At 46.5% G+C, this 25,921-nt stretch carries 20 protein-coding genes; 14 read left to right on the forward strand and 6 right to left on the reverse strand.

From position 1 onward, the window contains the following. The first annotated feature begins 2 nt into the window (after nt 1-2). The 4 genes from nasC (at nt 3) to BS614_RS08400 (ending at nt 9,260) form a co-directional block, all read left to right on the forward strand. The gene (gene nasC / locus BS614_RS08385; RefSeq protein ID WP_074096743.1) at nt 3-2,135 is read left to right on the forward strand and encodes an assimilatory nitrate reductase catalytic subunit NasC; all 2,133 of its coding nucleotides are present in this window, start codon (nt 3-5) and stop codon (nt 2,133-2,135) included. A 342-nt stretch (nt 2,136-2,477) separates the two neighbouring features. After that, complete coding sequence (locus BS614_RS08390; protein ID WP_074096744.1) at nt 2,478-2,897, forward strand: hypothetical protein; 420 nt, start codon at nt 2,478-2,480, stop codon at nt 2,895-2,897. Nucleotides 2,898-2,921: 24 nt separating this feature from the next. After that, the gene (locus tag BS614_RS08395; protein ID WP_074093634.1) at nt 2,922-7,892 is read left to right on the forward strand and encodes a DUF4132 domain-containing protein; all 4,971 of its coding nucleotides are present in this window, start codon (nt 2,922-2,924) and stop codon (nt 7,890-7,892) included. Nucleotides 7,893-8,273: 381 nt separating this feature from the next. Beyond that, nucleotides 8,274-9,260 carry a WXG100 family type VII secretion target gene (locus tag BS614_RS08400; RefSeq protein WP_074093635.1) on the forward strand — a complete coding sequence of 329 codons (987 nt, stop codon included), beginning with the start codon at nt 8,274-8,276 and terminating at the stop codon, nt 9,258-9,260. Nucleotides 9,261-9,524: 264 nt separating this feature from the next. On the opposite strand, the gene BS614_RS08405 is transcribed toward BS614_RS08400, so the two are convergent. The 4 genes from BS614_RS08405 to BS614_RS08425 all read right to left on the reverse strand — a co-directional run bounded on the left by BS614_RS08405 (nt 9,525) and on the right by BS614_RS08425 (nt 12,546). Next, nucleotides 9,525-10,313 carry a formate/nitrite transporter family protein gene (locus BS614_RS08405; protein ID WP_017690511.1) on the reverse strand — a complete coding sequence of 263 codons (789 nt, stop codon included), beginning with the start codon at nt 10,311-10,313 and terminating at the stop codon, nt 9,525-9,527. 133 nt (nt 10,314-10,446) lie between these two features. Beyond that, nucleotides 10,447-10,908, reverse strand: coding sequence for a hypothetical protein (locus tag BS614_RS08410; RefSeq protein WP_074093636.1), 462 nt, complete (start codon nt 10,906-10,908; stop codon nt 10,447-10,449). A 36-nt stretch (nt 10,909-10,944) separates the two neighbouring features. Beyond that, nucleotides 10,945-11,163: a bacteriocin immunity protein gene (locus tag BS614_RS08415; RefSeq protein WP_074093637.1), complete on the reverse strand. Its 219-nt coding sequence runs from the start codon at nt 11,161-11,163 to the stop codon at nt 10,945-10,947. A 393-nt stretch (nt 11,164-11,556) separates the two neighbouring features. Continuing rightward, entirely contained in the window at nt 11,557-12,546 is a 990-nt protein-coding gene (locus BS614_RS08425) for a quinone oxidoreductase family protein (protein WP_074093639.1), read from the reverse strand. A 181-nt stretch (nt 12,547-12,727) separates the two neighbouring features. On the opposite strand from BS614_RS08425, the gene BS614_RS08430 reads away from it, so the two are divergent. The 4 genes from BS614_RS08430 to BS614_RS08445 all read left to right on the forward strand — a co-directional run bounded on the left by BS614_RS08430 (nt 12,728) and on the right by BS614_RS08445 (nt 16,236). Next, a complete protein-coding gene (locus BS614_RS08430) occupies nt 12,728-13,588 on the forward strand; it encodes a LysR family transcriptional regulator (protein ID WP_074093640.1) in 861 nt (286 codons plus the stop codon). Nucleotides 13,589-13,635: 47 nt separating this feature from the next. After that, nucleotides 13,636-14,742, forward strand: a complete 1,107-nt coding sequence (locus tag BS614_RS08435; protein ID WP_074093641.1) for a threonine aldolase family protein — start codon at nt 13,636-13,638, stop codon at nt 14,740-14,742. Between the two features lie 113 nt (nt 14,743-14,855). Next, on the forward strand, nt 14,856-15,326 hold the full coding sequence (locus BS614_RS08440; RefSeq protein WP_074093642.1) for an SMI1/KNR4 family protein: 471 nt from the start codon (nt 14,856-14,858) through the stop codon (nt 15,324-15,326). A 31-nt stretch (nt 15,327-15,357) separates the two neighbouring features. Continuing rightward, nucleotides 15,358-16,236: a LysR family transcriptional regulator gene (locus tag BS614_RS08445; RefSeq protein WP_074096745.1), complete on the forward strand. Its 879-nt coding sequence runs from the start codon at nt 15,358-15,360 to the stop codon at nt 16,234-16,236. On the opposite strand, the gene BS614_RS08450 is transcribed toward BS614_RS08445, so the two are convergent. Together BS614_RS08450 and BS614_RS08455 are read right to left on the reverse strand one after the other, a co-directional pair. Next, nucleotides 16,233-17,222, reverse strand: coding sequence for an aldo/keto reductase family protein (locus BS614_RS08450; RefSeq protein WP_074093643.1), 990 nt, complete (start codon nt 17,220-17,222; stop codon nt 16,233-16,235). The genes BS614_RS08445 and BS614_RS08450 overlap by 4 nt on opposite strands. Before the next feature lie 105 nt (nt 17,223-17,327). Continuing rightward, complete coding sequence (locus tag BS614_RS08455) at nt 17,328-18,362, reverse strand: PocR ligand-binding domain-containing protein (RefSeq protein ID WP_036606178.1); 1,035 nt, start codon at nt 18,360-18,362, stop codon at nt 17,328-17,330. A gap of 305 nt (nt 18,363-18,667) precedes the next feature. On the opposite strand from BS614_RS08455, the gene BS614_RS08460 reads away from it, so the two are divergent. From BS614_RS08460 to BS614_RS08485, 6 genes are all read left to right on the forward strand, one after another. After that, on the forward strand, nt 18,668-19,810 hold the full coding sequence (locus BS614_RS08460) for a glycerol dehydrogenase (RefSeq protein WP_017690500.1): 1,143 nt from the start codon (nt 18,668-18,670) through the stop codon (nt 19,808-19,810). After that, nucleotides 19,810-21,579, forward strand: a complete 1,770-nt coding sequence (gene dhaK, locus BS614_RS08465) for a dihydroxyacetone kinase subunit DhaK (RefSeq protein WP_074093644.1) — start codon at nt 19,810-19,812, stop codon at nt 21,577-21,579. The genes BS614_RS08460 and dhaK overlap by 1 nt, the downstream gene beginning before the upstream one ends. A 394-nt stretch (nt 21,580-21,973) precedes the next feature. Further along, the gene (locus BS614_RS08470; RefSeq protein WP_074093645.1) at nt 21,974-23,011 is read left to right on the forward strand and encodes a siderophore ABC transporter substrate-binding protein; all 1,038 of its coding nucleotides are present in this window, start codon (nt 21,974-21,976) and stop codon (nt 23,009-23,011) included. Between the two features lie 16 nt (nt 23,012-23,027). After that, a complete protein-coding gene (locus BS614_RS08475) occupies nt 23,028-24,053 on the forward strand; it encodes an ABC transporter permease (RefSeq protein WP_074093646.1) in 1,026 nt (341 codons plus the stop codon). After that, nucleotides 24,050-25,114 carry an iron chelate uptake ABC transporter family permease subunit gene (locus BS614_RS08480; protein ID WP_062837495.1) on the forward strand — a complete coding sequence of 355 codons (1,065 nt, stop codon included), beginning with the start codon at nt 24,050-24,052 and terminating at the stop codon, nt 25,112-25,114. Before BS614_RS08475 ends, BS614_RS08480 begins: the two co-directional genes overlap by 4 nt. Beyond that, nucleotides 25,111-25,863: an iron ABC transporter ATP-binding protein gene (locus BS614_RS08485; protein ID WP_074093647.1), complete on the forward strand. Its 753-nt coding sequence runs from the start codon at nt 25,111-25,113 to the stop codon at nt 25,861-25,863. The genes BS614_RS08480 and BS614_RS08485 overlap by 4 nt, the downstream gene beginning before the upstream one ends. Nucleotides 25,864-25,921: the final 58 nt, after the last annotated feature.

Genomic DNA, 25,921 nt, shown 5'->3' on the forward strand with positions numbered 1-25,921 from the left:
AGATGGGATTATCCGTGAGTTCAGAACCAACAGCCTCCAAGCTGTATGTAAAGGAAACCCAGTGTCCGTATTGCAGTGTGCAGTGCAAGATGACTGTTGAAGAACTGGCTGCACCTGTTGCAGGCCAGCGTCGTGGTGAGTATACGGTTCAGGGTGTTCCGAATGAAGCCTCTCAGGGCAGGTTGTGTGTGAAGGGTATGAATGCGCATCAACATGCGCTCAGTGGTCAACGATTAATGCATCCGCTCATTCGTCGCAATGGTGAGCTTGAACCCTGTTCCTGGAAGGAGGCCATTCAGACCATCGCAGAGCGGTTTCAGGACTTGAGGGATTTATACGGAGCAGATACGGTCGGAGTCTACGGAGGCGGATCTTTGACAAATGAAACAGCCTATCTGCTCGGTAAGTTCGCCAGAGTTGCATTGGGGACAAAATATATCGACTACAATGGACGGTTCTGTATGTCAGCTGCGGCTTCAGCAGGCAGTAAAGTGTTCGGGATGGACCGTGGCTTGACGTTCCGCCTGTCCGATATTTCCAAGGCGGGCTGCATTGTACTCGCAGGTACCAATATTGCCGAATGCCAACCTACTCTTCTGCCATACTTCAATCAAGCGAAGGAGAACGGAGCCTTCATTATCGTTATTGATCCACGCAAGACGGCAACCGCTGCCATTGCCGACCTTCATTTACAGGTGAAGCCTGGCAGGGATGCTCTGCTGGCGGACAGCATGTTGAAGGTGATTATGGATGCCGGATTGGTGAAGCCTCATTTTATAGACAAACGAACGCATGGTTACGATCAATTGATACAAGGGTTGGCTGATCTGCAACTCGAACAGGCTGCACAAGCGTGCGGGGTTGATCTGGCGCTGATTCGTCAGGCGGCGATGGCATACGGTGAGGCAGAGACAGGCATGATCATGACAGCACGTGGTGTGGAGCAGCAGACGGATGGACATATGGCAGTGAGACACTTTTTGAACCTGGTTCTGGCAACTGGCAAAATTGGTAGAGAAGGCTGCGGATATGGTGCCATCACAGGTCAAGGCAATGGGCAGGGCGGACGGGAGCATGGGCAGAAGGCTGACCAGCTACCGGGTTATCGATCCATTGAAAATGAAGCCGATCGTGCCTATGTGGCATCCGTCTGGGGTGTGGAACCTGCAAGTCTGCCAGGCAAAGGGGTATCCGCCTACGAGATGATGGAGAAGGTCCATGATCAGGAGATTCGGGCGTTGCTTGTAATGGGCTCCAACCCGGTCGTATCCAATCCCAATGTGCGTTTGGTGGAAGAAGGTCTGCGCAAGCTGGACTTTCTGATCGTGGCAGATATGTTCCTGTCGGAGACAGCACGCATGGCTGATCTGGTTCTCCCGGTTACATCTTATATGGAGAATGAAGGTACACTGACCAATCTGGAGGGGCGTGTTCTGCTCCGTGAACAGGGGCGGCCTGCGCCGGGAGAAACGCTTGATGATTGGGAGATATTATGCCGGATTGCCGCGCAATTGGGTAAAGCTTTTTATTTTGAATATGACACTGCTGAGGATATCTTTAATGAACTTCGAGTGGCGAGTCGTGGCGGAGTGGCTGATTACTATGGCATTACCTATGAGCGCTTGCGTAACGAGAAAGGTGTATACTGGCCATGTTCTGCCCCGGAGGAGCAGGGAGAAGGGCTGCTGTTCGGTGAACGATTCGCTCACCCGGACGGCAAAGCGGCATTCACATTTGAATCCAGCCCGGGTTGGAATGATATATCTTCGGAGTTCCCCTTAATTCTCACCAATGGGCGTGTGCTGCCTCATTATCTTACAGGGGTGCAGACACATCGCAGTCCGGCACTGGCAGCTCGTGAATTGGAGAACTTTGTTGAACTTCACCCGGCTACCGCTGCCCGTTATCGCATTCACGATGGAGAGTGGGTAGAGATTCAATCGACGTACGGAAGCTTCACGGTTCGTTCGCGCATCAAAGATTCGATTCGGGAGGATACCTTGTTCGTGCCGATGCATTGGGGCGGCATTCAGAATGTGAATCGGGCCACCAGACCAGAGCTAGATCCGTTCTGCCGGATGCCTGGGTTCAAGACAGCAGCTATAACCATTCGACCTTTGCGCTTGGTTAGATGATTCATAGAGGTTTCAGTTTATAAAGGTTCTCAGGCGACATAAACTGTTCTAATGGTAGCTTAGCGGCTGCGCAGTCCATATTTATATGAGACTGTGCGGCTTTTTTTGCGTATATGTACGCAAGTAGGCCATAGTTCCGTGGTTCCACGTAAACATGAGGATTGGCTCATGAATATGGATTGAATTTTAGTTATGATGTTCATCAGGGGTACATATGTACGTATTTTTGATTTTATTTTGAGACAGATGGTCATTTTGAGTTTAGGTTATTTCGCATCGTGGTATAGATATCGGGGCTTATGGAAGCTTCTTCAAATAGAGCAGGACAAGGGAGGTAATGCAGTGAATGTATGGATAACGGTAAAAAGTCTGGGCAAGCGCAAGCCGGTACTTGCCAAGCAAGCTGCCGAACTTCCGGAAACAACTCATACGTTAAGGCAGCTCATTGAGAACATGGTGGCTCTGCAAGTAAAAGCACTTCAGGACAAGAAGAAACAGTCAGAATTGCTCGCCTACCTGATGCCGGATGATATTAAGGCGCAAGGAGCGGCGGGGAAAGTCGGGTTTGGCGCAGTATACAATGAGGGTGTTCCTGATCTGAATGTTGCGATGGAGACAGCTATAACCGCCTATGAGGATGGGTTGTATAAAGTATTTCTCAACGATGAAGAATTGCAGGAGCTGGATGAGTCACTTGTTGTAAAAGACGGAGATAACGTGGTGTTTATTCGTTTTACAATGCTTGCCGGACGTCTGTGGTAGAGCGCGATGAAGGAGGAGAACAGGATGAATCAGGAAGAGCAAGTACAGGTGTATATGGATGGATTGCAGGAAAGAGCCAAGTCGTTAACAGGGGTACAGCTTGAGCTGGCAGGCTATGTTGTGGAGATCGCCGGGTCTACGTATTTGCGTGGAGACGAAAAGATGTTTTTGAATACTGATAAGTTGCTTGGAAGGTTAGCTGCAGAAACGCAGAAACCATTATTCCAGCCACTATTGGATGTGCTCCAGCATCTGGCGAGCGATTCATTGGTTGCACGATTCCGTTATATTGCAGAGCGTGCGACTCGTTTCCCATACAGTAACAACTATGAACGCCGCCCTTTCCGCACATCCGATCCGGAGCAGCATGTAGAACAGGTCATTCGCAAACTGATGGGATTGTTCCGTATGGAAATGAAAAATTTCTCCCTGGAAGAATATGTGTCACTTCGTGAGTACAAGCTGGATTATCTGCATGAGATCCGTTGGGTTCTGGCAGATTGTATCGCTTATGAACTGGATCATCAGGGCGGAGATATGAAGCAAGCGCTGCATGATATTATCTATGGTGACAATCAGACGGCGCTGTTAACCCATGAAATGATCAAAGGTATATTCATGAGTGATCAGGCGGATGCCTATCAGATGGTGGGTGAGCTGCTAGTTGCAGCAAGGTTGCAGGAAGGGCTGCGCCAAAGCATTGTGGAGCGGATGGATGAAGGGACACTAGAAGCCTATATTTACATATTAAAAATCATTATCGACAACAACCTGATTCGTTTCAGTTCCGTGGTAAGAGCGCTTGCCGTATGGACGGGGATCGGTATAGAAGCAGCCAACCAGCGTGTTGCCGCACAGTTGATTGAACAGGCCTATCAGGCGCTTGTGCAACCAGAAGTACGCGAGGCCTGGCAGCAGGAAGCTAACGCCAACAAACTCTTTATCAGTCTGTGGGCGACAGCGGTCATTGAAGAGAATGAATTGAAGAGCAAGATAATCGAAATTATGGAACAAGGTCAGTTATATCAGAAGATTGTTGCCCAATATGTACTGGCTAACAGCCAGAACAGGGAGCTTCGTTTGGACATTGCACGTCGTTATCTGGAGGCGCAGGATACCGAGTTGATGCACTGGATTGTGACCAACTATGATGCGATGTATATGTACAACTGGAGTTTCGAGAATGGAGAGAATCAGCGTAGCGTCTACGTGTGGCCATTGCCTGCTCTTGGAGATAAGGCCTTGCGGCGTCAGGACTTTGATCGGTTCAAACAGATGCTGGCTGCCATTCCAAAAGGCGGGTCAGGTGGACCATCGGGTGTACTTGAGTATGTTCACTACCGGATTGATACGGATGATGTAGTCAAGAAAATGTTATATTTGGCCGCTTATGATATGGACCCGGAATGGATCGGGGAGGTCATCGCAATCAAGGACCGATTAAGCCCGGAACTGCGCGGAGAACTGTTGTCCCAGTTTGTTCAGCATCCCGATAATGAGGTGCAAAGACAGTTTGTGTTTGAGAGTTTGTCTGATAAAAGCATTAGTAATCGGGAGAGTGCACTCGCCAAAGCGAAGCTGCTCACGTTGACGGTTGATGAGATGAAACAGATGGAGTCGTTGATGAAGCTCAAAACAGGCTCACTTCGTCAGAAGGTCATTCATGTATTGTTACTGCAACCCGTGGACCAATTGGAGGTCTCGCTGAAGCGACTTTTGCAGGCCAAGAGTGAACTGCAGCGCTTGGGTGCGCTCGAATTATTGACCGAGATTGCGGCAGATCCAGAGCGGATAGATCAGCAGGAGCAATTGCAGCCATTGGCGCAGCTGATTGAGACACCCACTGCCAAGGAACGGAAACTGCTGGATAAGCTGACCGATCAGGGGAGTCGTTACACAGCCTCTAATGGATTTGGTTTATTTGATCCGAAGCGACGTGAGCCATTGCTGGATGAGAAGCGTGATCTCAAGGGCCATAATCCGAAGGATATCTTTACACTCTCTCTGGATAAGACCAGACCATTTCTGGAGGGACTTAGTGAATTAGTGCATGAACACAGGGATTATGAGTATCAGGTGGAATACTACGCTGGCTATAAAGACACATTGTTAGTCGGAGCGAGTCTTCGCTCCAAGGTTCCATATGGAGAGCGGAATGAAATGAAGCAGATGGAACAGTTCCCGCTTCATGACGTATGGGAGAACTATATTCAACATGCCGGGTTCAGCAGTGTGGAACTGATGCAGCTATACATGGCTATACAGCTCCGGGAGTTTAATGGCAATTTGAGCGACCATTACAGTTATTTCCGTGAGCAGTATGACTATGACGAATTGCATAAGATTCCGTTATTGGAAGGCTGGCGCAAGTCGTTTGCCGAACAGATCTATCCTCTGGATGACATCGAAAAGCTGCAGCAGATACTTGATTCGTTAACGTATAAGGATCAGGTCGTGGCACTGATATCCGCGGCATTTCTGGATAGCGATCCAATCGATACGTTTGGGATAGCTGAGAAAACCTGGGCCTCCATCATCGCGAGTATGCCTGCTGATCGACTCGAAAAAGAGTCAGGCATGCTTCATATTCTGACTGGACCTTGGAATTATGTAGTTCGTGGCAAAATCCACGACGATAACAGCTTCAAACGTTTCTTCCAGACAGCTTACCAGTTCACCAGTCTTGTAGAGAGTAGTCAACCGCTGTCTTTACTGTCACTTGAAGATTTCCTGCGTGCGTACCAGTTGAACCTGATTGATGATCAAGAGATATATCGACAGGTTCTGGTCGGTGGGAATCGTCTGTTGTTTATTCGGAACTTAACATCCACTCGTACAGAAGGGATCGCAAGTGATCCGAAGCTGATTCACTTACGGGATACGGTCGTTAATCGGATTCTGGAGATCGAGCTGACCCGGGGAGAACTCTCTACAGAAGTAAGTACACTTGCCATGAAACTGGAACGAATTGAAGGCATGGAACACTGGGTACATCTGGTCTCGGCGATGGATCAGGATACATTTGTCCGTGGATATATCTATAGCTATGGAGACAATACAACACGTAAAGAGACGTTTAGCTATCTAATTCAGAATTGTCATCCACGGGATGGAGAAGATGATAAGCGTCTTGGGGAGTTGCTCCAGAAGTATCCGGTAAATGAGAAAAAAATGCTGGAAGCAGCCATGTACGCCCCGCAGTGGATGGAGATTGTAGCAAAACATCTGGGATGGGAAGGTCTACGCAGTGCAGCTTGGTACTTCCATGCTCATATTAATGAACGCTTTACTGCGGAGAAAGAAACCATCGTGGCCCACTATTCTCCAATCTCACCACAGGACTTTAATGAAGGTGCGTTTGATATCGCTTGGTTCGAAGAAGCCTATGCTGCTGTCGGGGAGGAACGATTCAATCTGTTATACGATTGTGCCAAGTACATTTCCGGGGGATCTAATCACCGCAGATCCCAATTGTTCGCAGATGCTGCACTGGGTAAGCTTCGACTGGACGATATGCGTGAGTCCGTGTCAGACAAGCGAAACAAGGATCATTTGTTAACTTACAGTTTGATTCCATTCGCTGTAAATCGGGAACAGGATCTGCGTGAGCGATACGACTTCATTCAGAAGTTCCTGATGCAGAGCAAACAATTCGGTGCACAACGCCGTGCCAGTGAAGGTGTGGCATCACAGATTGCACTGGGCAATCTTGCTCGTAATGCAGGTTATGCCGATGTTACGCGGCTGATGTGGGACATGGAAGCACGTAAGTTGGATGAGATGAAATCCTTCTTTGAACCTCATGCATTGGATGCTGAGACGACAGCGCAATTGGTCATCGATGAGGAAGGCCAACCCGAGATGGTTATCGTTAGCAAAGGGAAGACACTCAAATCTGTACCTGCCCGGTTCAAAAAAGATGGATATATCACTGAACTGAAAGAGCTCAAATCGGATCTGGTGGATCAGTATCGCCGGGCACGACAGGAGCTGGAACGTTCGATGACTGCCGGAACGTCCTTTACACGTGAGGAAATTGCCAGACTGATGCAAAATCCGGTTATATATCCGCTGGTAAGAACACTTGTATTCCAGTCAGGTGACAAGACGGGGAGATTCGATGTATCGTCCAATGGTTTGCTTGCACCAGGACCGGAGGGTACGATCCAGGTACTAGCGGAACAGGATCAACTGTTGATTGCTCATCCGCTTCATCTGTATCAGAGCGGAAGCTGGAGTGAATTCCAGCGGGATCTGTTCACCCGTCAGGAGCGTCAGCCGTTCAAGCAGGTATTCCGTGAGCTGTATCTTCCTAACGAGGACGAATTGGCTAATGGTACGGTGTCCCGCCGATATGCTGGGTATCAGATTCAACCGAAAAAAGCAGTAGCTCTGCTTAAAGGACGCCAATGGACTGTCAGTTATGAGGAAGGTCTGCAGAAGGTAAGTTATGAGCACAATCTGATCGCGAATCTCTATGCCATGGCAGATTGGTTCTCACCAGCAGATACCGAAGCACCTACCTTGGAGACGGTGCAGTTCTACGATCGCAAGAGCTACAAACCTGTAGCGTTGCAAGATGTGCCGCTGACGTTCTTCTCCGAAGTCATGCGTGATATCGATCTGGTGGTCAGTGTTGCACATGTGGGAGGCGTAGATCCGGAAGCCAGCCTGACAACAATCGAGATGCGCCACGTCATTGTGAACGAATCGTTGCGTCTGCTGAAGATCGACAATGTACGTTTGGACGGGAATTACGCACGAATTGATGGTGAATTAGGTGAGTATGCTGTTCATCTGGGGAGTGGTAATGTGTTCAAACAAGCCACAGGTGCACTTCATATCGTACCGGTGCACAGTCAGCATCGGGGTCGAATCTTCCTGCCATTCCTCGATGAAGATCCGAGAACAGCTGAAATTTTGTCCAAGGTGATGTTGCTCGCCGAAGATAAAAAGATCAAGGACCCGCAGATTCTTGCACAGTTACAGAACTAGGAAACCAGATGTGGGTATGGACGCAGATTCGTTTTGGTATGCATTACCTTCCCGATCTGCCACAATCTTTCGCTGGATTGCGTAATTGGTAGAAGGATGTTGACTTAAAATTAGCCATTATGGGTACAGAATGAGTTATGGACATGGTAAAATAAACGTAGAGTTATTTCAAATTTGATGTATCAAACAAGTCCGGTCTTAAGATCGGGCTTTTACATAACCTTTTACTGTTAATAGAAAAAGGAGAATACGTTGGACATGTTAGTCGTTGCATATCGGGAACAGGATCATGACAAGTTGGTCGAGATCTGGGAGAGTGCTGTTCGGGCAACTCATTGGTTAACCACGGGATATAAATGACCACGAAGAGGAGTGTGCAGGATGACACAGATCAAGGTGACACCGGAACAACTGGAGACGGTCAGTGGGCAGTTCGCTCAGGCACATCAGCAATTATCGGGCTTCATGTCCACATTGGACGGCAAGATGAGTGTCATGCGCAGCAACTGGGATGGCATGGAGCGTGAGCGTTTTTATAACGATTATTCAACGGCTCAAGGCACGATGAAATCTGTTCTGGAACTGGTTCTGTCCATTCAGTCGGAGCTTAAGAAGATTGCCGAGCGTTTCCGCACGACAGATGAAGAGGCGGTGAGCCAGGCAATCATGACGGCGCTGACCGCAGCGCAGGCGCTATCAACCATGGGCAAAAATAAAGGCGATGATCTGGACAAAACGCCAGGTCCACCAAAGAACATGGATGAATGGGATGAGAAGGATGCCGAGAAATACCAGAACTATGAGGAAATGCTGAAGAAAGCCAAAGAGATGGGTGACGAAGAACTTGCGCAGCAGATTCAGGCCAGCATGAACATCATTCGGCTTCAGTATGAAGATGTAATCTATCAGACTGACCCTAATACGGGCAAGACGGTAAAAATAACCGAGGATTCCATCGTAGGTACGTATCAGGTGAAAAGCGACAAGGGCGAAACGACCACCATCAGTCTGGATAAACAGGGCAATGTGGTGGACTATAGCAAGGATACGGAAAAGTATAGGTATTCGGAGCAAACGCACACGACCAGTCAAGGCGAGCATCTCTTTGGCAAAGCAGCACAAACGGCTACGGCCTACGGGATTGGTCTGCTGCTCACAAGCAAGACGGGCTCTGCTTTTACAGAACATGCCACTGGACTTGGTTCTTCCTTCGTTGCGGACAAGTTCCTGTTCTCTGTGCCGGAAGAAGGCGAGACACGGACGATGATCTACCGTACCAATAAGGACACGGGCAAAATCGAGAATATGATCGTTGTCACGCGCGGCGACAACGATATTGAATATACTCCGTGGCGGGAGTACTTCTAAGCCACGGATGGGGTTGGCAAGCGGGCAACACAGGGATACCTGATTGCGGCCTGCTTGCCGACCCACCGCATGGAGCCATGTGGTTGTGTATCACATGGCTATGCGTGTGGAGGGCAGGCGGCTTATCCGTGAGCCTGCCCGTAGAGAAACACCCCGGCAACCTTCTCCCTGAGATGGGAAGGTTGCCGGGGTGTTTTGGTTTTTTCTTACCGATTAGCCACGGTCGAAGGACCGGGCCGGAAGGAGGGCTTTTTTTGCCAGAGATTAATGCGTCTCTTCATCCAGAAACGGTTTGTTCACCGCATAATACATGAAGCCCATCAGCAGCACACCACCCACCAGATTACCCAAGGTCACGGGAACCAGGTTGTGAAGCACACCTTCAAATGAGATCGTCCCCGGGTGATTCAGCACAAGTGCAATCGCGAACGTACACATATTGGCGATGCTGTGCTCATATCCCGAGATGAAGAAGCAGAACACAAAGAGCATCATGGCGAACATTTTGGCTCCATTCTCCTTCATGAACATCGGGACAAAGAACGCCATACATACAAGCCAGTTACACAGGATTCCGCGGAAAAAGAGCTGCATGGTTGGAACTTCCATTTTGTGTTCTACCACGCTTAACAGAAAACCATTCACCTGAGACGAATCGAACAATCCGGTCAGGTAGATTAACAAGGCAAACACGGCTGCGCCCATCAGGTTACCACTATAACTCGCAATCCACAGTTTGATCACTTCGAACCAGCGCAGTTTCTTGCGCAGCGCCGCATACGTGTAATAAAACGTATTGCCCGTGAACAGGTCACCCCCGCCATAGGCGATCAAAATGATGGCCGCGCCAAACGTAATTGCCGCCATCGGATAGGTAAACGGGGACTGCTCCATATAAAAGAAGTTACCTGTCTTAAACGCCACGATGACGCCGAATCCGATAAACATACTGGCCAGCATGGAGCGTGCGAGGTACCTGATTAAACTTTGTTTATAAATCTTGTGTTTCTTCAGAGCTAGTTGTTCCACGTTGCGTAAAGCTTCCGTTTCCATAATTCTCCTCCAATAGCATGGTGTCTTGCTTACCATTATAACGAAATTATGGAAATTGGGGAGGGTAAACTTGGTTTATGGATTATTACTTCGTTGTTTCGAATGCAGTACCCGTATTGCAGAAGAGCCAAAATCAGGATCGGATTGAAGCGATTCTAGGCGCCGATGCTGCACCATTAACTTGTTGATGTGCAACAAGAATAGCAAAGGCCGCTCCTTTAACTAATATGTTGGCATTTCCCTCTAGAACTTCCTGAGCCAATTGGATCTCGGCTTCTGTGACGGGCAGTAGAGCGAGAGTTTGCGAGATGTAATTCTGTACATCCTCATCTTCTTCTGAGTCACGAACAAGTTGAGCGGCAGCATGAAGGATTTCGCCCAGAAGAGCAGAGGAGCCCGCCATGCCTAAAGCCCGCCAAGCTTCGATACGGATGAGATCCTCTTCATGTGTATCCATGCCAATAGCGAGGACTTGCTGAGTAAGGTGACTATCGGTTAGTTCGATTAGATCACGAAGTACCTGTAGTTTTTCTTCTCCGCTGATTTCGTTAAAATCCGGGTGTTCATTGTTGTTACTATGATTTAAATCAGACATGTCAGACTTATCCTATCGTTCACCTCCTGAAGAATATTAAGATTGGGGTTGAACCAGGATGGGACGGGCAGCCAAGGCTTCTTCCACAATCTGTTCAGGTGTCAGGTCTCGATCATCCCAGAAAATCAGATTACTGATCTCTGCATGTGGAACCTCCTGCTGTAGCTCCGTCAACATGTCATCCAACTCGGCTTCCGTTCCTTCAGAGTCCATCAGTTTGCGAACCAATTCGACCAAATGTAATCGATTGTCCATATCGAAACCTCCTGAATGATTCATAGTGTGAACCAACTAGTCTTCCATGGGCTGATTCAATGGATCATACGTGATGAGCACCGGAAAAAATTTGGGCTCAAGCATCAGACTAATGAGCTGTTCGTCTTGATCAGTATAAGAAATGAAATAGTTCCCGAAATGAGACTCGTAGATGAAGTCTTGGAATTGAAAGGAATGTTCGGGATACTTTATCTTCACATATAACGTAGTAACTCCTCGGGCTAAGGTCTCTTTTAACATAGGAATTTGGGCCACAATGATAATAGCAATAAGAACAATTAGTATACGTTTAGCGAGACGGGTCAGATGGATTCACCCCATTATCGTAAATCAATTTTCAACAATTCATGAAGGCCCATCTCAAAATAGATGTCACTCCATAAGGATACCAAGATTACCAAACTGCTCGCCGTTTTCCATGCGTTCGAATGCGGTTGTTACGTCTTGCAACGGATATACGCTATCAATTACAGGATGTATGTCATGTTGCTCTACGAATTGCAGCATTTGGATAAACTCCTCACGGCTGCCCATAGAGGTGCCGATCAGACTGATCTGCGGGAAGAAGATAGAGCGAATGGGTAGGGTCAGATCATCCCCGGAACTTGCACCATACATCACGATACGTCCACCTGGTCTGATTATATCAAAATATTTTGGGAACATGGCTTGTCCAATGCTATCCAAGATGATGTCCACAGGTTCCAGATCGTTCTGCGTACTCCAATCGGCATGACTATCCAATGCATGGTTAGCACCCAAGCGCAGTGCCTCATTTCTTTTGGCTTCACTTCTGGAGGTGACGGTCACCGTGGCACCAGCGGCTACTGCCATGAGCAGGGCATAGGTCGCTACACCACCGCCAATACCGGGAATGAGCACATGTTCACCTTTCTTCAATACACCGCGAGTGAATAAGGCGCGATAGGCCGTCAGCGCTGAAAGGGGCAATACGCCTGCTTCCTCCCAGGATAGGTGGGCTGGCTTAGGCAGGGCATTTTCAGCAGGCAACGTTATATATTGAGCCAGTGTTCCATCCGTAGGGCCACCAACAATATCGGGTACGGTCGGCACTTCAGATGCATGTTCCCAACCGAGTGTAGGATGGATAATGACTTCATCTCCTATCGCGAACCCACTTACGCTTTCGCCAATCGCTACGACAATACCTGCTCCATCGGAACCGGGAACGAGTGGGATGTCCTGAGGGCCGCGTCCTGCCATGATGAATAGATCCCGATGGTTGATACCAGCGGATTTTAATTGAATCTGCACTTCCCCGGCTTCTGGTGCCCGAGAGATTGACTCTGTATATTGAAGACCTGCAAGGCCGCTCTGGGCCGAATGGACAATAGCTTTCATGTTCAATATTCCTCCTGTCTGTGTAGCTAGATTTCACTACTGAGCCTCATTGTACAGACGGAGCAGATTCACGTAAAATGAACAAAAATGATTGTCAGTATCATTGAAAATAATAGATAAGCATTTTGCATGAATCGGATGATGCAGAATGCCGATATAACGACGAGCAGGTGATCAGGGTATGGATGCAGGTGATTTGAAAATATTTCAGGCGGTTGCCCGCGAAGGTAGTATCAGTAAAGCTGCGCTCTCACTTAATTATGTGCAGTCCAATGTAACAGCACGGATTAAACAGTTGGAGACCCAACTGCAAGTACCGCTATTTCATCGTTCCAATCGGGGGATGTCGCTTACACCAGCAGGAGAGAACCTGCTTGGGTATGCGGATAGAATATTGGAATTATTATATGAAGCAGAGCAGGCCACACAAGTAGGTAACCCACCGTCCGGCATACTTCGTCTGGGTGCCATAGAGACAGCAGCTTCCACTTTTTTGACGCCACTCTTGGCTGAATATACTTCATGCTACCCGGAGGTACAGCATTCGCTTGTCACGGGTGGGACCCATAAACTGAACCAGAAGGTCATTCAACATGAATTGCATGGTGCCTTAATATATGGCCCGATTGATCATCCTGAGCTGAACTATATGAAGATGTATGACGAGGAATTGGTGTTGATCGCTGAACCTGGAGTACATGAGATGTACACGTTATTGTCCAGGCCAATGTTGTTTTTTGAGATCGGATGCACACATCGTGATCAGGCGGAATCCTTTTTGAAAGATCAGGGTATCCACACGCTTAACATCATGGAATATGGAACACTGGATACGATTCTGAATGGTGTATCTGCCGGGCTCGGTGTATCATTACTGCCACGTTCTTCGGTTACCAAAGCAGAATCAAGAGGTGAGATTACAGTGTTATCTTTGCCCGATCCTTATTGCCGGTTGGAAGTAGGATTTGTGTATCCCCGTGGTGAACATATATCTAGTGCGCTAAGCGCTTTGGTACAGATCATTACAGAACCAGAATTATAAGAGGTTGTTCAAAAGTTGGGTTTTGAACACACACTATAAAGGAGTGAATGACTTTGGAGGATACTACGTTAACATTGGCTGATGCCTTTAATCAGGTAGATTTTATTGTGGGCGGTCACGGCAGTCGCCAAGTGAAGGTGCTTCAGAACGTACTGGACCAGATTGATGGGGAGTTGTTCAGTGACCACTACGGCAACGGCCCACTCATTGAAGAATTTCAGCAACAGATGGCTGACGTTCTCGGCAAGGAATCAGCGGTGTTTTTCCCAAGTGGAACGATGGCGCAGCAGATTGCATTAAGGATCTGGTGTGACCGCAAAGGTGTAAAACGAGTAGCTTACCACCCTCTGTGTCATCTGGAAATCCATGAGGAAGACGGACTGAAAGAGTTGCATCAGATTGAATCGATTTTGCTTGCGGACAAGGATCGGTTGATTCGTTTGCAAGATGTACAAGCGCTTGATCAGGACATTGCCTGTCTGCTGTTGGAACTTCCGCAACGTGAGATTGGTGGGCAATTGCCGGCGTATGAAGAGTTGGAAGCGATCTCGGCCTATTGCCGTGAACGAGGGATTAAGCTGCATCTGGACGGGGCACGTCTGTTTGAGATCACTCCCTATTATCAGAAAACGCCTGCGGAGATTTGCAGTTTGTTTGATACAGTGTATGTTTCCTTTTATAAAGGCATTGGAGGTATTGCGGGGGCTATATTGGCGGGTGATCCGGATGTGATGCAAGAATCAAAAGTATGGAAACGTCGGCACGGCGGAGATCTGATCGGCCTGTATCCGTATATTCTGAGTTCCCAGTATTATTTCAATGAACGGATTGGCAAAATGGAGCTGTATTACGAGCAGGCTCAAGAACTCGCCTCCCTATTGAATGCGTGTCACGGGATACAAACCTTACCCGAGGTACCTGTATCAAATATGTTCCATGTGCACTTTGCGCTCGCTGCTGCCGAAGTTGAACCAATTCTTGTGCAAATGGCTCAGCAGTATGGCATAGGATTGACTTCATATCTGAACAAAACAAGTGGGAACAGCTGTGCCTTTGAATTGTCTACGGGTGATCGTTATGAGAAAGTTCCTCAGGACAAGCTGCGTGCAGCACTGGAATGGCTGGATGAAGAGTTGCGTAAACAGGTGAGATAAAAAGTTAATTTTAATGTTCGACTCTTTTTTGGGTAAGGTGTTGCGCTTCAAGGAGAACTATTGAATTCACAACGGCTGATCAGTGGAGAAAGGTATCTTAAGGGGGAGTTCAAGTGACGTCAATAGAATTGAAACCGATTCGTGATCTTTTGGTGAAGGCCTACGATACAACAATGGGAGATGGGTGTACTCCTGAAACGCAACAGAGCATTGAGGATTTTGAGCAAAAGTATAATGTGAAACTGCCCGCAGCGTATCGCGCACTTTTGCTTGAATTCGGTGCATGTAATTTCGGCGATCCTGCCTTGTATTCGGTGAAAGAACTGGACTGGGCTTATCCCGAGTTTCTGGAGGCATATCGTGAATATGAGAAAGAATATGAGCTGCCAGTTGACCTCCAGCCTTTCCCGATAGGTGGATTTGGTGAAGGCAGTATGGCTATACTGGATCAAAGCTCCGGCAAGGTTTGGATGTTGATCCACGATGCAGGGGAAACTCCTCTGCGGGAAATTGCTGTGGACTTTAATGAATTGATGACGATGCTGGCTGAGTCGGCAATCTGGGTTCAGGAACAGATGAATTAACAAGGTAGACGGAAGGATGCGCAATTGGCTTATGGATATTCGGAAGTTAAGATACTTTATCATCGTGGCAGAAGAACTTCATTTTCACCGTGCAGCGGAAAAATTAAATATGACGCAACCACCGCTGAGCCAGCAGATTCAGAATTTAGAGGATGAGCTTGGCGTGAAGCTGTTGGAGCGCACCAGAAAAATGGTTCGTCTCACCCCGGCAGGTGCGGTATTTCTGGAACAGGCAAGGCTAATCATGGCCCAGCTCGAACGATCCATTCAGCTTACGCAAAAAGCAGATCAGGGCATCATCGGGCATATAACCATAGCCTTTGTGGATTCGGCTTCGGGGAGCATTATGGTGGATGTTCTTAGGAAATTTCGCGCTGCATATCCGCAGATTGAATTGACGCTGCGTGAGATGACTTCGTCCCAACAATTGCAGGCACTGGAAGACGGACAAATCCATATTGGATTTTTGAGATATCAGGAAGATACTCGTCATGTCTCGTTCCGCCCCTGTCAGATGGAAACGTTGATTGCCGTATTGCCAGATCATCACCCGTTGGCTTCTCAGACTCAAGTTTCAATTCGAGAACTGGCGGATGAAGATTTTATTTTATTCCCAAGGCATCTGGGTTCTCCGTTCCATCGTCTCGTTCTGGATTATTGCAGGGAGCATGGCGTAGACCCTCAAATTACACAGGAAGCGATCCAGATGTATACGATTGTGAATCTCGTTGCGGCGGGCATGGGCGTTTCTATTGTTCCGTCATCGGTGGATGTGTTCCAGCGAAAGGGTGTGGTCTTTCTTCCATTAGAAGAAAATCCGCCCTCCGTACCGTTGTACACGGCATGGCGGACGGATATGAATCAGGAAGTGGTATCCCGCTTTATGAACTTTGTTGATGAATGTGTTTAACCCGTCTTGGTTGGATCACGCTCAATCCATGGATTCAATATTTCATCAATACGAGTCATGATCGCAGGGTCCAGTTTCACACCAGAAGCTTTAACATTCTCCAATACCTGTTCTGGCCGGGATGCACCGATAATGACGGAACTGACATACGAATGTTGTAGAACCCAAGCCACAGCGATTTGAGGAAGAGTTAGACCAATCTCTTTAGCGAGTGGAACAAGTTGTTGCACAGCGGTAAGAACATCTTCACGTAACCACTGACCAGCCAGTTTATTGAAAAAGGGTGCTCCTGCCTCAGCAGCTGCACGTGATCCGGTGGGCAATGCTGCGTTAGGCGCATATTTTCCTGATAGTATACCCTGAGCCAGAGGAGACCATGTAATCTGTCCAAGTCCTGCTTGGTCGCTTGCAGGCACCACTTCTTGCTCAATCACACGCCATAACATTGAATATTGCGGCTGACTTGCAATGAAGGGGACATGAAGTTCCCGCGCCAAAGCGGCTCCTCTTGCAATCTGATCTGCGTTCCATTCACTTACGCCAATGTAATGGACTTTGCCCTGACGCACCAAATCGGAGAATGCCAGAAACGTCTCTTCCAGCGGAGTGTTGTAATCATAACGGTGAGCGTAATAGACATCGATATAATCCGTCTGTAGCCGCCGTAATGAACCATTGCAGGCTTCCATGATGTGTTTACGTGAAAGTCCGCGGTCATTATGACCTGTGCCGGTTGGGTGACAGACTTTGGTGCATAGTTCAATACTTTCTCTTCGTATATCCTTAAGAGCCTGTCCCAGTACGGATTCTGCCTTGGTATTGGAGTACACATCTGCGGTATCAAATGTGGTAATACCTGCATCCAATGCGGTTCGCACACAAGCTTCTGCTATTCCATTCTCGACTTGCGCTCCATGCGTAATCCAGTTGCCGAGTGAAATCTCACTGACGGTTAATCCACTGTTTCCTAATTTGCGATATTCCATTCATGTCGCCTCCCTAAGTCATCTGGACTCCATTGTAACAATGGCAGATTAATAGGTGAAATATCTTTTAACCTCATCTTTGATACGAAAAAAGTATCAGTGAATCTACATTTTCTCCTGGAGGTATTTGCGATAGAGAGCAGGCGTAATTTCCTCGAACTTTTTGAATATTTTGATAAAATATCCCGATTCATTAAATCCCAGCTCATCACTGATCTGTGAGACAGGCATGTCGGTGACCTCCAGCAATTGCTTGGCCCACTTTATCTTGAGTTTTGCCAGATAGGTGGTGAAGTTCTCGCCCGTTTCCTTGGCAAACAGTCTGCTGAAATAACTCGGACTCAGGTGGCACAGATCGGCCATTTGTTTGAGTGAAACTTGTTCACTCTTGTGACTGTGAATGTATTCAAAAGCAGGCTGAAGTACCGGACTGGAGCTTTCCGTGTCACTTGGGCTATTTTTGAGATAAGCATCCGCTATCGCATTGGTCATCTCTTTTTTGATCGACTCGATATTACGAATGGAGTAACCCGGCAGAATGGTGGAGAGGTTTAGAGTCTCCTGATTGCCTGAAGCTTTCTCGAACATTTCAACTAACAGATTTTTGTTTAGCGCTTCTTCCACAATGTAGTTGCAGAGCAGGGATAACATGTTAGAGATTTTCACAATCTCTTCATAGGTCATCACAGGTAGCTGGGCGTAATCATCTTTTAATTCCTCCAGCTTTGCTGCATGCATGGGTACGTTTTTGGATGTGACAATCTGCTCCAAGTCGCTACCCTTTTCCGGATCGGCGAGTTTCACTTGTCCTGCCATGACGGCGCCGATATATTTGCCATCAATCGTGATTGGAATCGCGATATCAATAATATTGAAATGGCATAGGTAGACGTAGGGCTCATTCAACCGAACCGCTTCCAGACCACCGCGTGAATCACATTTTTGGCAGTAGGGGAGAAGCTCCGGGTCTTTACGGACATTCTGGCAGAAAGCTTGACAGCTACTGTGACTGGTTACGGGAATGCCTTTATAATCAACGGTGAGGATCGCCAGTTTGGTTACTGTTGCAAGAGAATCTTGTAGGCGCTTCCATTTATTAAGGTCGAGAATTTTATTGATATGCAGATATTCTTTGATCATTGGTGCAACCTCCATAGGCTAACCTGATTCATAATTTAGGCCGTTAAAAGTTAGCAAGTTGTACATATTAAGAAGTAATGATGACGGGTAATGTATAATGGGAGGTCAAAATTCAACCATCTCATGACAATAAGATACCATGATTGCGCCAAAAAGCAAAAAATTACGATTGTAAATTATAATAATTTGTTATCAAAGTCCACTGTAAACCTGTTGCTCATGCGTTATATTAAGGTCAATTGTAAGAAATTAAAATTTGATGTAATCACTACACGATTTCATATCCTTAGGAGGCATATATTATTATGAGAAAAGCATTTATCAGCCCAACCAAATATGTACAAGGCGAAGACGAGTTGTTGAACCTGGGGTACTTTGTTAAATCCTTCGGAGAATCTGCTTTGCTGATTGCACATCCGGATGATGTACAGCGTGTCAAAGCAAAGCTGGATGCAACAGCCGAGAAATTTAATATTACGTTTGTTGAAAGCGGTTTTAAAGGGGAATGTTCCCGTGAGGAAGTTGCTCGTCTGCAAGCGATCGCGAAGGAAAAAGGATGTGACTCTACCATCGGTCTTGGTGGCGGTAAAGCCATTGATGCGGCCAAATGTGTAGCAGAAGGCGAAGCACTGATCATCTGCCCAACGATTGCGGCAACAGACGCACCGACAAGTCACTCCGCTGTATTGTACACACCGGATGGTTCTTTCGATGACTATGCTTACTTCAAACAAAGCCCAAGTGTGGTTCTCGTGGATACAACCGTAATTGCCAATGCACCAACACGTTTCCTCGTATCCGGTATGGGAGATGCGCTCTCTACATACTTCGAAGCAAGAGCAACAGCGAAATCCTATTCCCGTGTGAACGCAAGTCTGCCAATGGGTTCCCGCGAAGGCTACACACCTTCTGCAGTAGGTACCAATGCGGCACTTGCACTGGCAAAATTGTGTTATGAAATGCTGCTGACTGACGGTGCGAAAGCAAAAGTAGCCAGTGACAGCAACGTTGTGACACAAGCCTTGGAAAACATCGTTGAGACAAACATTCTGTTGTCTGGGCTTGGATTCGAAAGTGGCGGTCTGGCCGCAGCACATGCAATTCACAACGGTTTGACTGTTCTGGAAGGCACACATCATTTCTTCCACGGTGAAAAAGTATCCTTCGGTACAATCGCACAGCTCGTCCTTGAAAATGCACCAACCGAAGAGCTCCATGAAGTCATGGACTTCTGTCTCGAAGTGGGACTGCCGATCAGCTTGGCGGATATCGGTGTAGATACGATTAGTCAGGAAGAGTTGTTGAAAGTTGCCGAGATCGCTTGTATTCCGGAAGAATCCATTCACGCGATGCCATTCCCAATCACCGTTCCTGAAGTGGCTGCTGCCATTGCAGCGGCTGATCGCATGGGCCGTGAGTACAAAGCAGCTCGCAGGGAGGTAAAATAATGAAGAAAATTATTAACCAGGCCGAACATGTTGTTATGGAAATGTGCAACGGGATTGCGCTTGCACACCCGGAGCTTGAATTTCTGAAAAAATATAAAGTCATCAAACGCAGAGAGATCCAGGCGGATAAAGTCAGCCTGATCAGTGGCGGCGGCAGTGGACATGAACCGGCTCACGCTGGTTATGTGGGTAAAGGCATGCTGGATGCAGCGGTGTGTGGAGATGTATTCGCATCTCCTTCCCAAATCCAGGTGTATCAAGCGATAAAAGCAACAGCCAGCAACAAGGGTACACTCTTGATCATCAAAAACTACAGCGGCGACATGATGAACTTCAAGAATGCAGCGCATCTGGCTGAAGAAGATGGCATCGACGTGCAGTATGTGCGTGTTGAGGATGACATCGCTGTACAAGACAGTTTGTATACCGTTGGGCGTCGCGGCGTTGCCGGAACTGTACTGGTTCACAAGATCGCCGGAGCAGCAGCCGAAGAAGGCCGCAGTCTGGCAGATGTGAAATCCGTTGCCGAGAAAGCAGCTCAGAACGTGCGCAGTATTGGTTTTGGATTCACATCCTGTACCGTACCCGCCAAAGGCACGCCTACATTCGAAATTGCTGAAGATGAGATGGAATTCGGCGTAGGGATTCATGGTGAGCCAGGGATTCGCCGTGAGAAAATCGTATCGGCTGATGAATTGGCAGGACGTATGGTCGAAGCATTGCTCGCAGACATGAAGTTGGATAAGGATACATCCGCTGAGATTGCGGTGCTCGTGAATGGTTTTGGTGCAACTCCACTGCAAGAACTTTACCTGCTCAACAATTCCGTTCAGCGTGAGCTTGCTGGACATGCAGGTCTGAAGGTCGCTACTACGTTTGTAGGCAACTACATGACAAGTATCGATATGGCGGGTGCATCGGTTACGATCCTGAAACTGGATGATGAACTAAAAACGCTGTTGTTCAAGGAAAGTGATACACCTGCATTTAAAGTATCCGGCCCTCCAGCAGCACAAGTGGCGTATTCTGAAGCGCTGGAAGCCGTTGTGGGTGAAGATGCTCCCGTATCTTACGAAGTGGAGACGGATGCATCAGCTGCGGTCATCAAGGCCAATCAATTTTCACTGGACAATGTCGTCTATCTGATCGATAAGATGGGTGAGATCATCATCAAGAATGAAGTACCATTCTGTGAACTGGATTCCCATGCCGGTGATGGCGATTTCGGTATGAGTGTGGCAAAAGGCTTCCGCCAGTTGAAACGCGAATGGAATCACATCATTAACGAAGATAAAAAAGACATTGGATCATTCCTCGATGCATGTTCCTTGGTCATCATGGAATATTGTGGCGGCGCATCCGGCCCAATCTGGGGTTCGGCATTCCGTGCGGCTGGCAAAGCTGTAGGGGATAAACAGCAATTAAACGTTGCTGAATTTGCTGAGATGATCCATGCAGCCGTGCAAGGGATTCAGTCCACTGGAGAGCGATCCTTCGGACGTGGTGCCGTTGTAGGTGATAAAACCTTGATCGATGCACTCGTTCCGTGTGCCGATTCCTGGACACAAAGTGCGGAGTCTGGCGATGACTTCAAAACCGCATTTGCCAAAGGTGCAGCAGCAGCCGTTGAAGGTGCGAAGAAAACCGAAGACATCGTGGCACGTATGGGACGTGCAGGTGCCGTCGGCGATCGTAGTCTGGGCTACCCGGATGCTGGTGCGTATGCGCTGGGTGTTATTTTCACAGAATTATCTGAGTCGATGAAATAAGAATGTTAGTGAAAAATTAGATCATTTCGATGAGAAATATAAATGTATAAAGAGTTCTTACCGCAAAAGAAGTATCACACAGTGATGCTTCTTTTTTTGTATTGAAATGTCGATTTTTATGCATATAAATACATACAATGGAATATTTGGTTCATAATTTCGCCATGAATTAAAACAATTAGGTTGTTGAAAATGCCTTCTAACTTGTTATAATATAACCTATTGATATTGATAATCACTATCATTTGTTGTTTTGTTACTCAGCAATACAGTGAAAAGGGGTTAAGTTTTTCTCTAAAATTTACGTCTGAGGAGGTATATGATACTGAGTTTATCCAACGCAGTACGTTGCGTGGGAATCCAAATTTTCTAAATCTAGGGGGATATAAATTACATGAGAAAGTCTATTTCTTCAAAATTAATGTTTATCATGGTTGCAGCTTTAACTTTGGTGTTGGCAGCTTGTTCAAGTAATGAACCTGCTACGACGGATACTGCGAATACAGAGGCTACAACTTCCGATGCTGCTACTACAGCTACAGCCACAACAGTTGAAATTACGGATGCTCATGGAACGGTAACTGTGCCTGTAAATCCAACGAAGGTTGTTGCTCTGGATAACAGAACATTTGAGACTCTGTCCACTTGGGGTGTCAAATTAGCAGCAGCGCCGAAGGATGTAATGCCTGCGGATTCACCATATGTAGCGGATGAATCGGTACAAAATATTGGGAATCATCGCGAACCAAATCTTGAACTATTGGCTTCGATACAGCCTGACCTTGTCATTGTTGGTCAACGATTTGCTGGCTTCTATGAAGACATCAAAAAATTAGTACCTAATGCAGCAGTGATCGACCTTAATATTGAGCTTGAAGAAACAGCATCACCTGGAGAAAACTTTGTTAATGGACTTAAAGATGCAACAACCAATTTGGGAAAAGTTTTCGAGAAGCAAGAAGAAGCTGCCCAACTGATTGCTGATTTTGATAAAGCTATTGAAGAAGCTAAGGCCGCTTATAATGGTGAAGATAAAATTATGAGTGTTGTCGTTTCTGGTGGAAACATCGGTTTCTCGGCTCCTCTTACTGGACGTGTGTGGGGACCATTGTATGACATTTTCGGCTGGGTTCCAGCACTAGAAGTGGACAAATCTTCTTCTGATCATCAAGGTGATGATATTTCTGTTGAAGCGATCGCCCAAAGCAATCCGGATTGGATTTTCATACTGGATCGGGATGCAGCTGTATCTGCTGAAGAAGGTGCCGTTCCGGCTCAAGACGTTATTGATAACTCACCTGCGCTGCAAAACACCACTGCTATTACTCAAAAACAAATCGTTTATGCTCCAAACGACACGTACACCAATGAATCTATCGAAACATTCTTGGAGTTGATTAACAACCTTACGAAAGCTTTAGCTAAACAGTAAAAAGGAGTATGCTGCAGTGCAGAAAAATTTAATATCAAAATTAGCTGGGGTTGAGAATTCTCAACCCCAACGTCATAATCCGAAAAAGCTATGGACTATACCTTTTATCATTGCGATTCTAGCCACTATTATTTTAGGCATTACATCACTGCTTATTGGAGTCTATGACATACGAGGACAAGCGGATGGAATGGAGATGTTCTTCATTACTCGTGTCCCAAGAACTGTTGCATTAATGCTTACCGGTGCCGCCATGGCAATGGCAGGACTGGTCATGCAGCTTATTACACAGAATCGCTTGGTGGAACCTACGACAACAGGAACAATGGAATGGTCAGGTCTGGGGATCATGTTTATTTATCTGGTCTTTCCTGCTCCGAGCTTAACGCTAAGAATGACTGGTGCAATCATTTTTTCTTTTATAGGAACGATGATTTTTTTTATGTTTCTAAAGAAAGTTAAACTCCGTTCGTCTTTAGTTGTCCCGATTATTGGGATGATGCTTGGAGCTGTCATTTCTGCATTTTCAACTTTCGTTGGGCTTGTGTTCCAAATGACTCAAAATATCGAAAGCTGGTTTGCAGGCTCCTTTTCATCTGTTCAAATTGGCAGGTATGAATATTTATGGCTCATCGTATTGGTGACTATTCTTATTTTTGTTTTTGCTGATCGTTTGACTTTAGCCGGACTAGGGGAAGATGTCGCTACCAGTCTTGGCGTAAATTATGACAGGATCATTCTTTTGGGTACTGCGCTTATCTCACTGGCCGTTGGAATCGTTGCAGCGGTCATTGGGAACTTGCCTTTTCTGGGGTTAATTGTCCCCAATATCGTTTCCATGTTTAGGGGGGACGATCTCAGGAGCAATTTGCCATGGGTGTGCTTATTAGGGATGGGCAGTATCATTGTTTGTGATATCCTGTCTCGTGTCATCATCATGCCTTTTGAAATACCTGTCTCGATGATCCTTGGAACAGTGGGAGCCGTCGTATTCATTGTCATTTTGTTAAGACAAAGGCGGTCAACAAGGAGGGTAAGATGAGCGACTTAGCAAGTAGAAATCCACTGAATATCGAAATCGATTCTAGCCGTCGTCCTAAAAAAAGATCAGCTAGAGCCTTCCGTACCAAGAAAGAAGAAAAGCGCTATTGGATTTTGCTGATAACATTAATTGTTCTGGGCGTTTTTGCATCGGTTGGACTACTGGTTTATAACAATCCCGTCCCGGTGTCGTCTCCTTCTTTCATACCTGTTGTTACAAGAAGGGTAGTTGCTCTGGTTTCAATGCTGATCGCTGCAATTTGCCAAAGTTTATCCACGGTTGCTTTTCAATCGATTACGAATAACAGAATTATAACTCCGTCCCTTTTAGGTTTTGATGCTATTTATTCAACCATTCATACGAGTACTATATTTTTCCTTGGTGCTACGGTATTTGTGAATTTTAGCGGTGTTGATTCCTTTTTATATCAAGTTGCTGCAATGGTCATCATGTGTTTAATCCTTTATGGATGGCTGCTTTCCGGAAAGTACGGCAATTTACAACTTCTGCTTCTGGTCGGTATTATCATTGGGACCGGGCTGAGATCCGTATCTTCATTTATGAGAAGACTTCTTGCACCGTCTGAGTTTGATATTTTGCAGGCAAGAATGTTTGCTTCCGTGAATAATGCGGATTCTGCCTATTTCCCGATTGCGATTCCTATCGTCATCATTGCAGCAATCCTGCTGCTCGCTAATGCCAAGAGGCTAAATGTACTGTCGCTGGGTAAGGATGTCTCGACTTCCTTGGGAACTAAACATCAAAGTAGTGTTATTTATACGCTGGTTCTGGTTTCCATATTGATGGCCATTTCGACGGCTTTGGTTGGACCACTTACATTTTATGGATTTTTAGTTGCGATTTTGAGTTATCAGGCCGCGCAAACCTATGATCACAGATATGTTTTCCCAATGGCTCTTGCGATAGGGTTTGTGATCTTAACCGGTGCATACTTTATTATGAATCATGTTTTCAATGCCCAAGGTGTTGTCTCCATTATTATAGAATTGGTTGGCGGACTAACATTTTTAATTGTGATTTTAAGGAAGGGTTCTTTATGATACAGATCAATAATGTCAAAAAAACCTATGCAGCCGAGGTAGAGATTGGCCCTTTGAATATTCATATACCCAAAGCCGGTCTTACTTCTTTAATTGGACCCAACGGTGCGGGGAAATCTACGACACTTCTGATGATCGGGAGACTTTTGGATTTGGACGAAGGTCAGATCAAGGTTGCCAATATGGATGTTTCCACTTCCAAATCAAGGGACCTGGCCAAGATTGTAACGGTTTTACGACAAGAGAATCATTTTGTCACAAGGCTTACCGTTAGACAACTTGCTGGATTCGGACGGTTTCCTTATTCTAAGGGAAGATTAACGGATGAGGATGAAGCTATTATTTCTAAATATATTGATTTTCTAGACTTAACTGATCTGGAAAATAGATACTTAGATGAGCTTTCTGGTGGTCAAAGGCAAAGAGCTTATGTCGCAATGGTTTTGTGTCAGGAGACGGAATATGTACTTTTGGACGAGCCTTTGAACAATCTGGATGTTGCGTGTTCTGTTCGGATGATGGAGCATTTGAGATATGCCGCTAATGAATTCGGAAGAACCATTCTGACGGTTATGCATGATATCAATTTTGCCGCCAAATATTCGGATCGAATATGTGCCATGAAAGATGGTCAAATCGCCGCTTTTGGAACCGTAGAAGAAGTGATGGACCCCGCAATTTTAACAGATATTTTTGAAACGAAAATTGAAATTATCGATGGTCCGTATGGACCGATAGCGATCTATTAGCTACAAGAGTTTAATGAAAAGTTGTTTGTTAAAATGGTTTTCAGAAAGTAGAGTGATT

Source organism: Paenibacillus xylanexedens, from assembly GCF_001908275.1.
Taxonomy (GTDB): Bacteria; Bacillota; Bacilli; order Paenibacillales; family Paenibacillaceae; genus Paenibacillus; species Paenibacillus xylanexedens_A.

What these genes read in the sequence shown, in the direction of transcription:
- BS614_RS08425 (WP_074093639.1), bottom strand. Translation starts at nt 12,546, where the DNA reads ATGAAAGCTATTGTCCATTCGGCCCAGAGCGGCCTTGCAGGTCTTCAA.
- BS614_RS08470 (WP_074093645.1), top strand. Translation starts at nt 21,974, where the DNA reads ATGAGAAAGTCTATTTCTTCAAAATTAATGTTTATCATGGTTGCAGCT.
- BS614_RS08485 (WP_074093647.1), top strand. Translation starts at nt 25,111, where the DNA reads ATGATACAGATCAATAATGTCAAAAAAACCTATGCAGCCGAGGTAGAG.
- BS614_RS08460 (WP_017690500.1), top strand. Translation starts at nt 18,668, where the DNA reads ATGAGAAAAGCATTTATCAGCCCAACCAAATATGTACAAGGCGAAGAC.
- BS614_RS08450 (WP_074093643.1), bottom strand. Translation starts at nt 17,222, where the DNA reads ATGGAATATCGCAAATTAGGAAACAGTGGATTAACCGTCAGTGAGATT.
- BS614_RS08480 (WP_062837495.1), top strand. Translation starts at nt 24,050, where the DNA reads ATGAGCGACTTAGCAAGTAGAAATCCACTGAATATCGAAATCGATTCT.
- dhaK (WP_074093644.1), top strand. Translation starts at nt 19,810, where the DNA reads ATGAAGAAAATTATTAACCAGGCCGAACATGTTGTTATGGAAATGTGC.
- BS614_RS08410 (WP_074093636.1), bottom strand. Translation starts at nt 10,908, where the DNA reads ATGTCTGATTTAAATCATAGTAACAACAATGAACACCCGGATTTTAAC.
- nasC (WP_074096743.1), top strand. Translation starts at nt 3, where the DNA reads ATGGGATTATCCGTGAGTTCAGAACCAACAGCCTCCAAGCTGTATGTA.
- BS614_RS08445 (WP_074096745.1), top strand. Translation starts at nt 15,358, where the DNA reads ATGGATATTCGGAAGTTAAGATACTTTATCATCGTGGCAGAAGAACTT.
- BS614_RS08400 (WP_074093635.1), top strand. Translation starts at nt 8,274, where the DNA reads ATGACACAGATCAAGGTGACACCGGAACAACTGGAGACGGTCAGTGGG.
- BS614_RS08395 (WP_074093634.1), top strand. Translation starts at nt 2,922, where the DNA reads ATGAATCAGGAAGAGCAAGTACAGGTGTATATGGATGGATTGCAGGAA.
- BS614_RS08405 (WP_017690511.1), bottom strand. Translation starts at nt 10,313, where the DNA reads ATGGAAACGGAAGCTTTACGCAACGTGGAACAACTAGCTCTGAAGAAA.
- BS614_RS08435 (WP_074093641.1), top strand. Translation starts at nt 13,636, where the DNA reads ATGACTTTGGAGGATACTACGTTAACATTGGCTGATGCCTTTAATCAG.
- BS614_RS08430 (WP_074093640.1), top strand. Translation starts at nt 12,728, where the DNA reads ATGGATGCAGGTGATTTGAAAATATTTCAGGCGGTTGCCCGCGAAGGT.
- BS614_RS08455 (WP_036606178.1), bottom strand. Translation starts at nt 18,362, where the DNA reads ATGATCAAAGAATATCTGCATATCAATAAAATTCTCGACCTTAATAAA.
- BS614_RS08415 (WP_074093637.1), bottom strand. Translation starts at nt 11,163, where the DNA reads ATGGACAATCGATTACATTTGGTCGAATTGGTTCGCAAACTGATGGAC.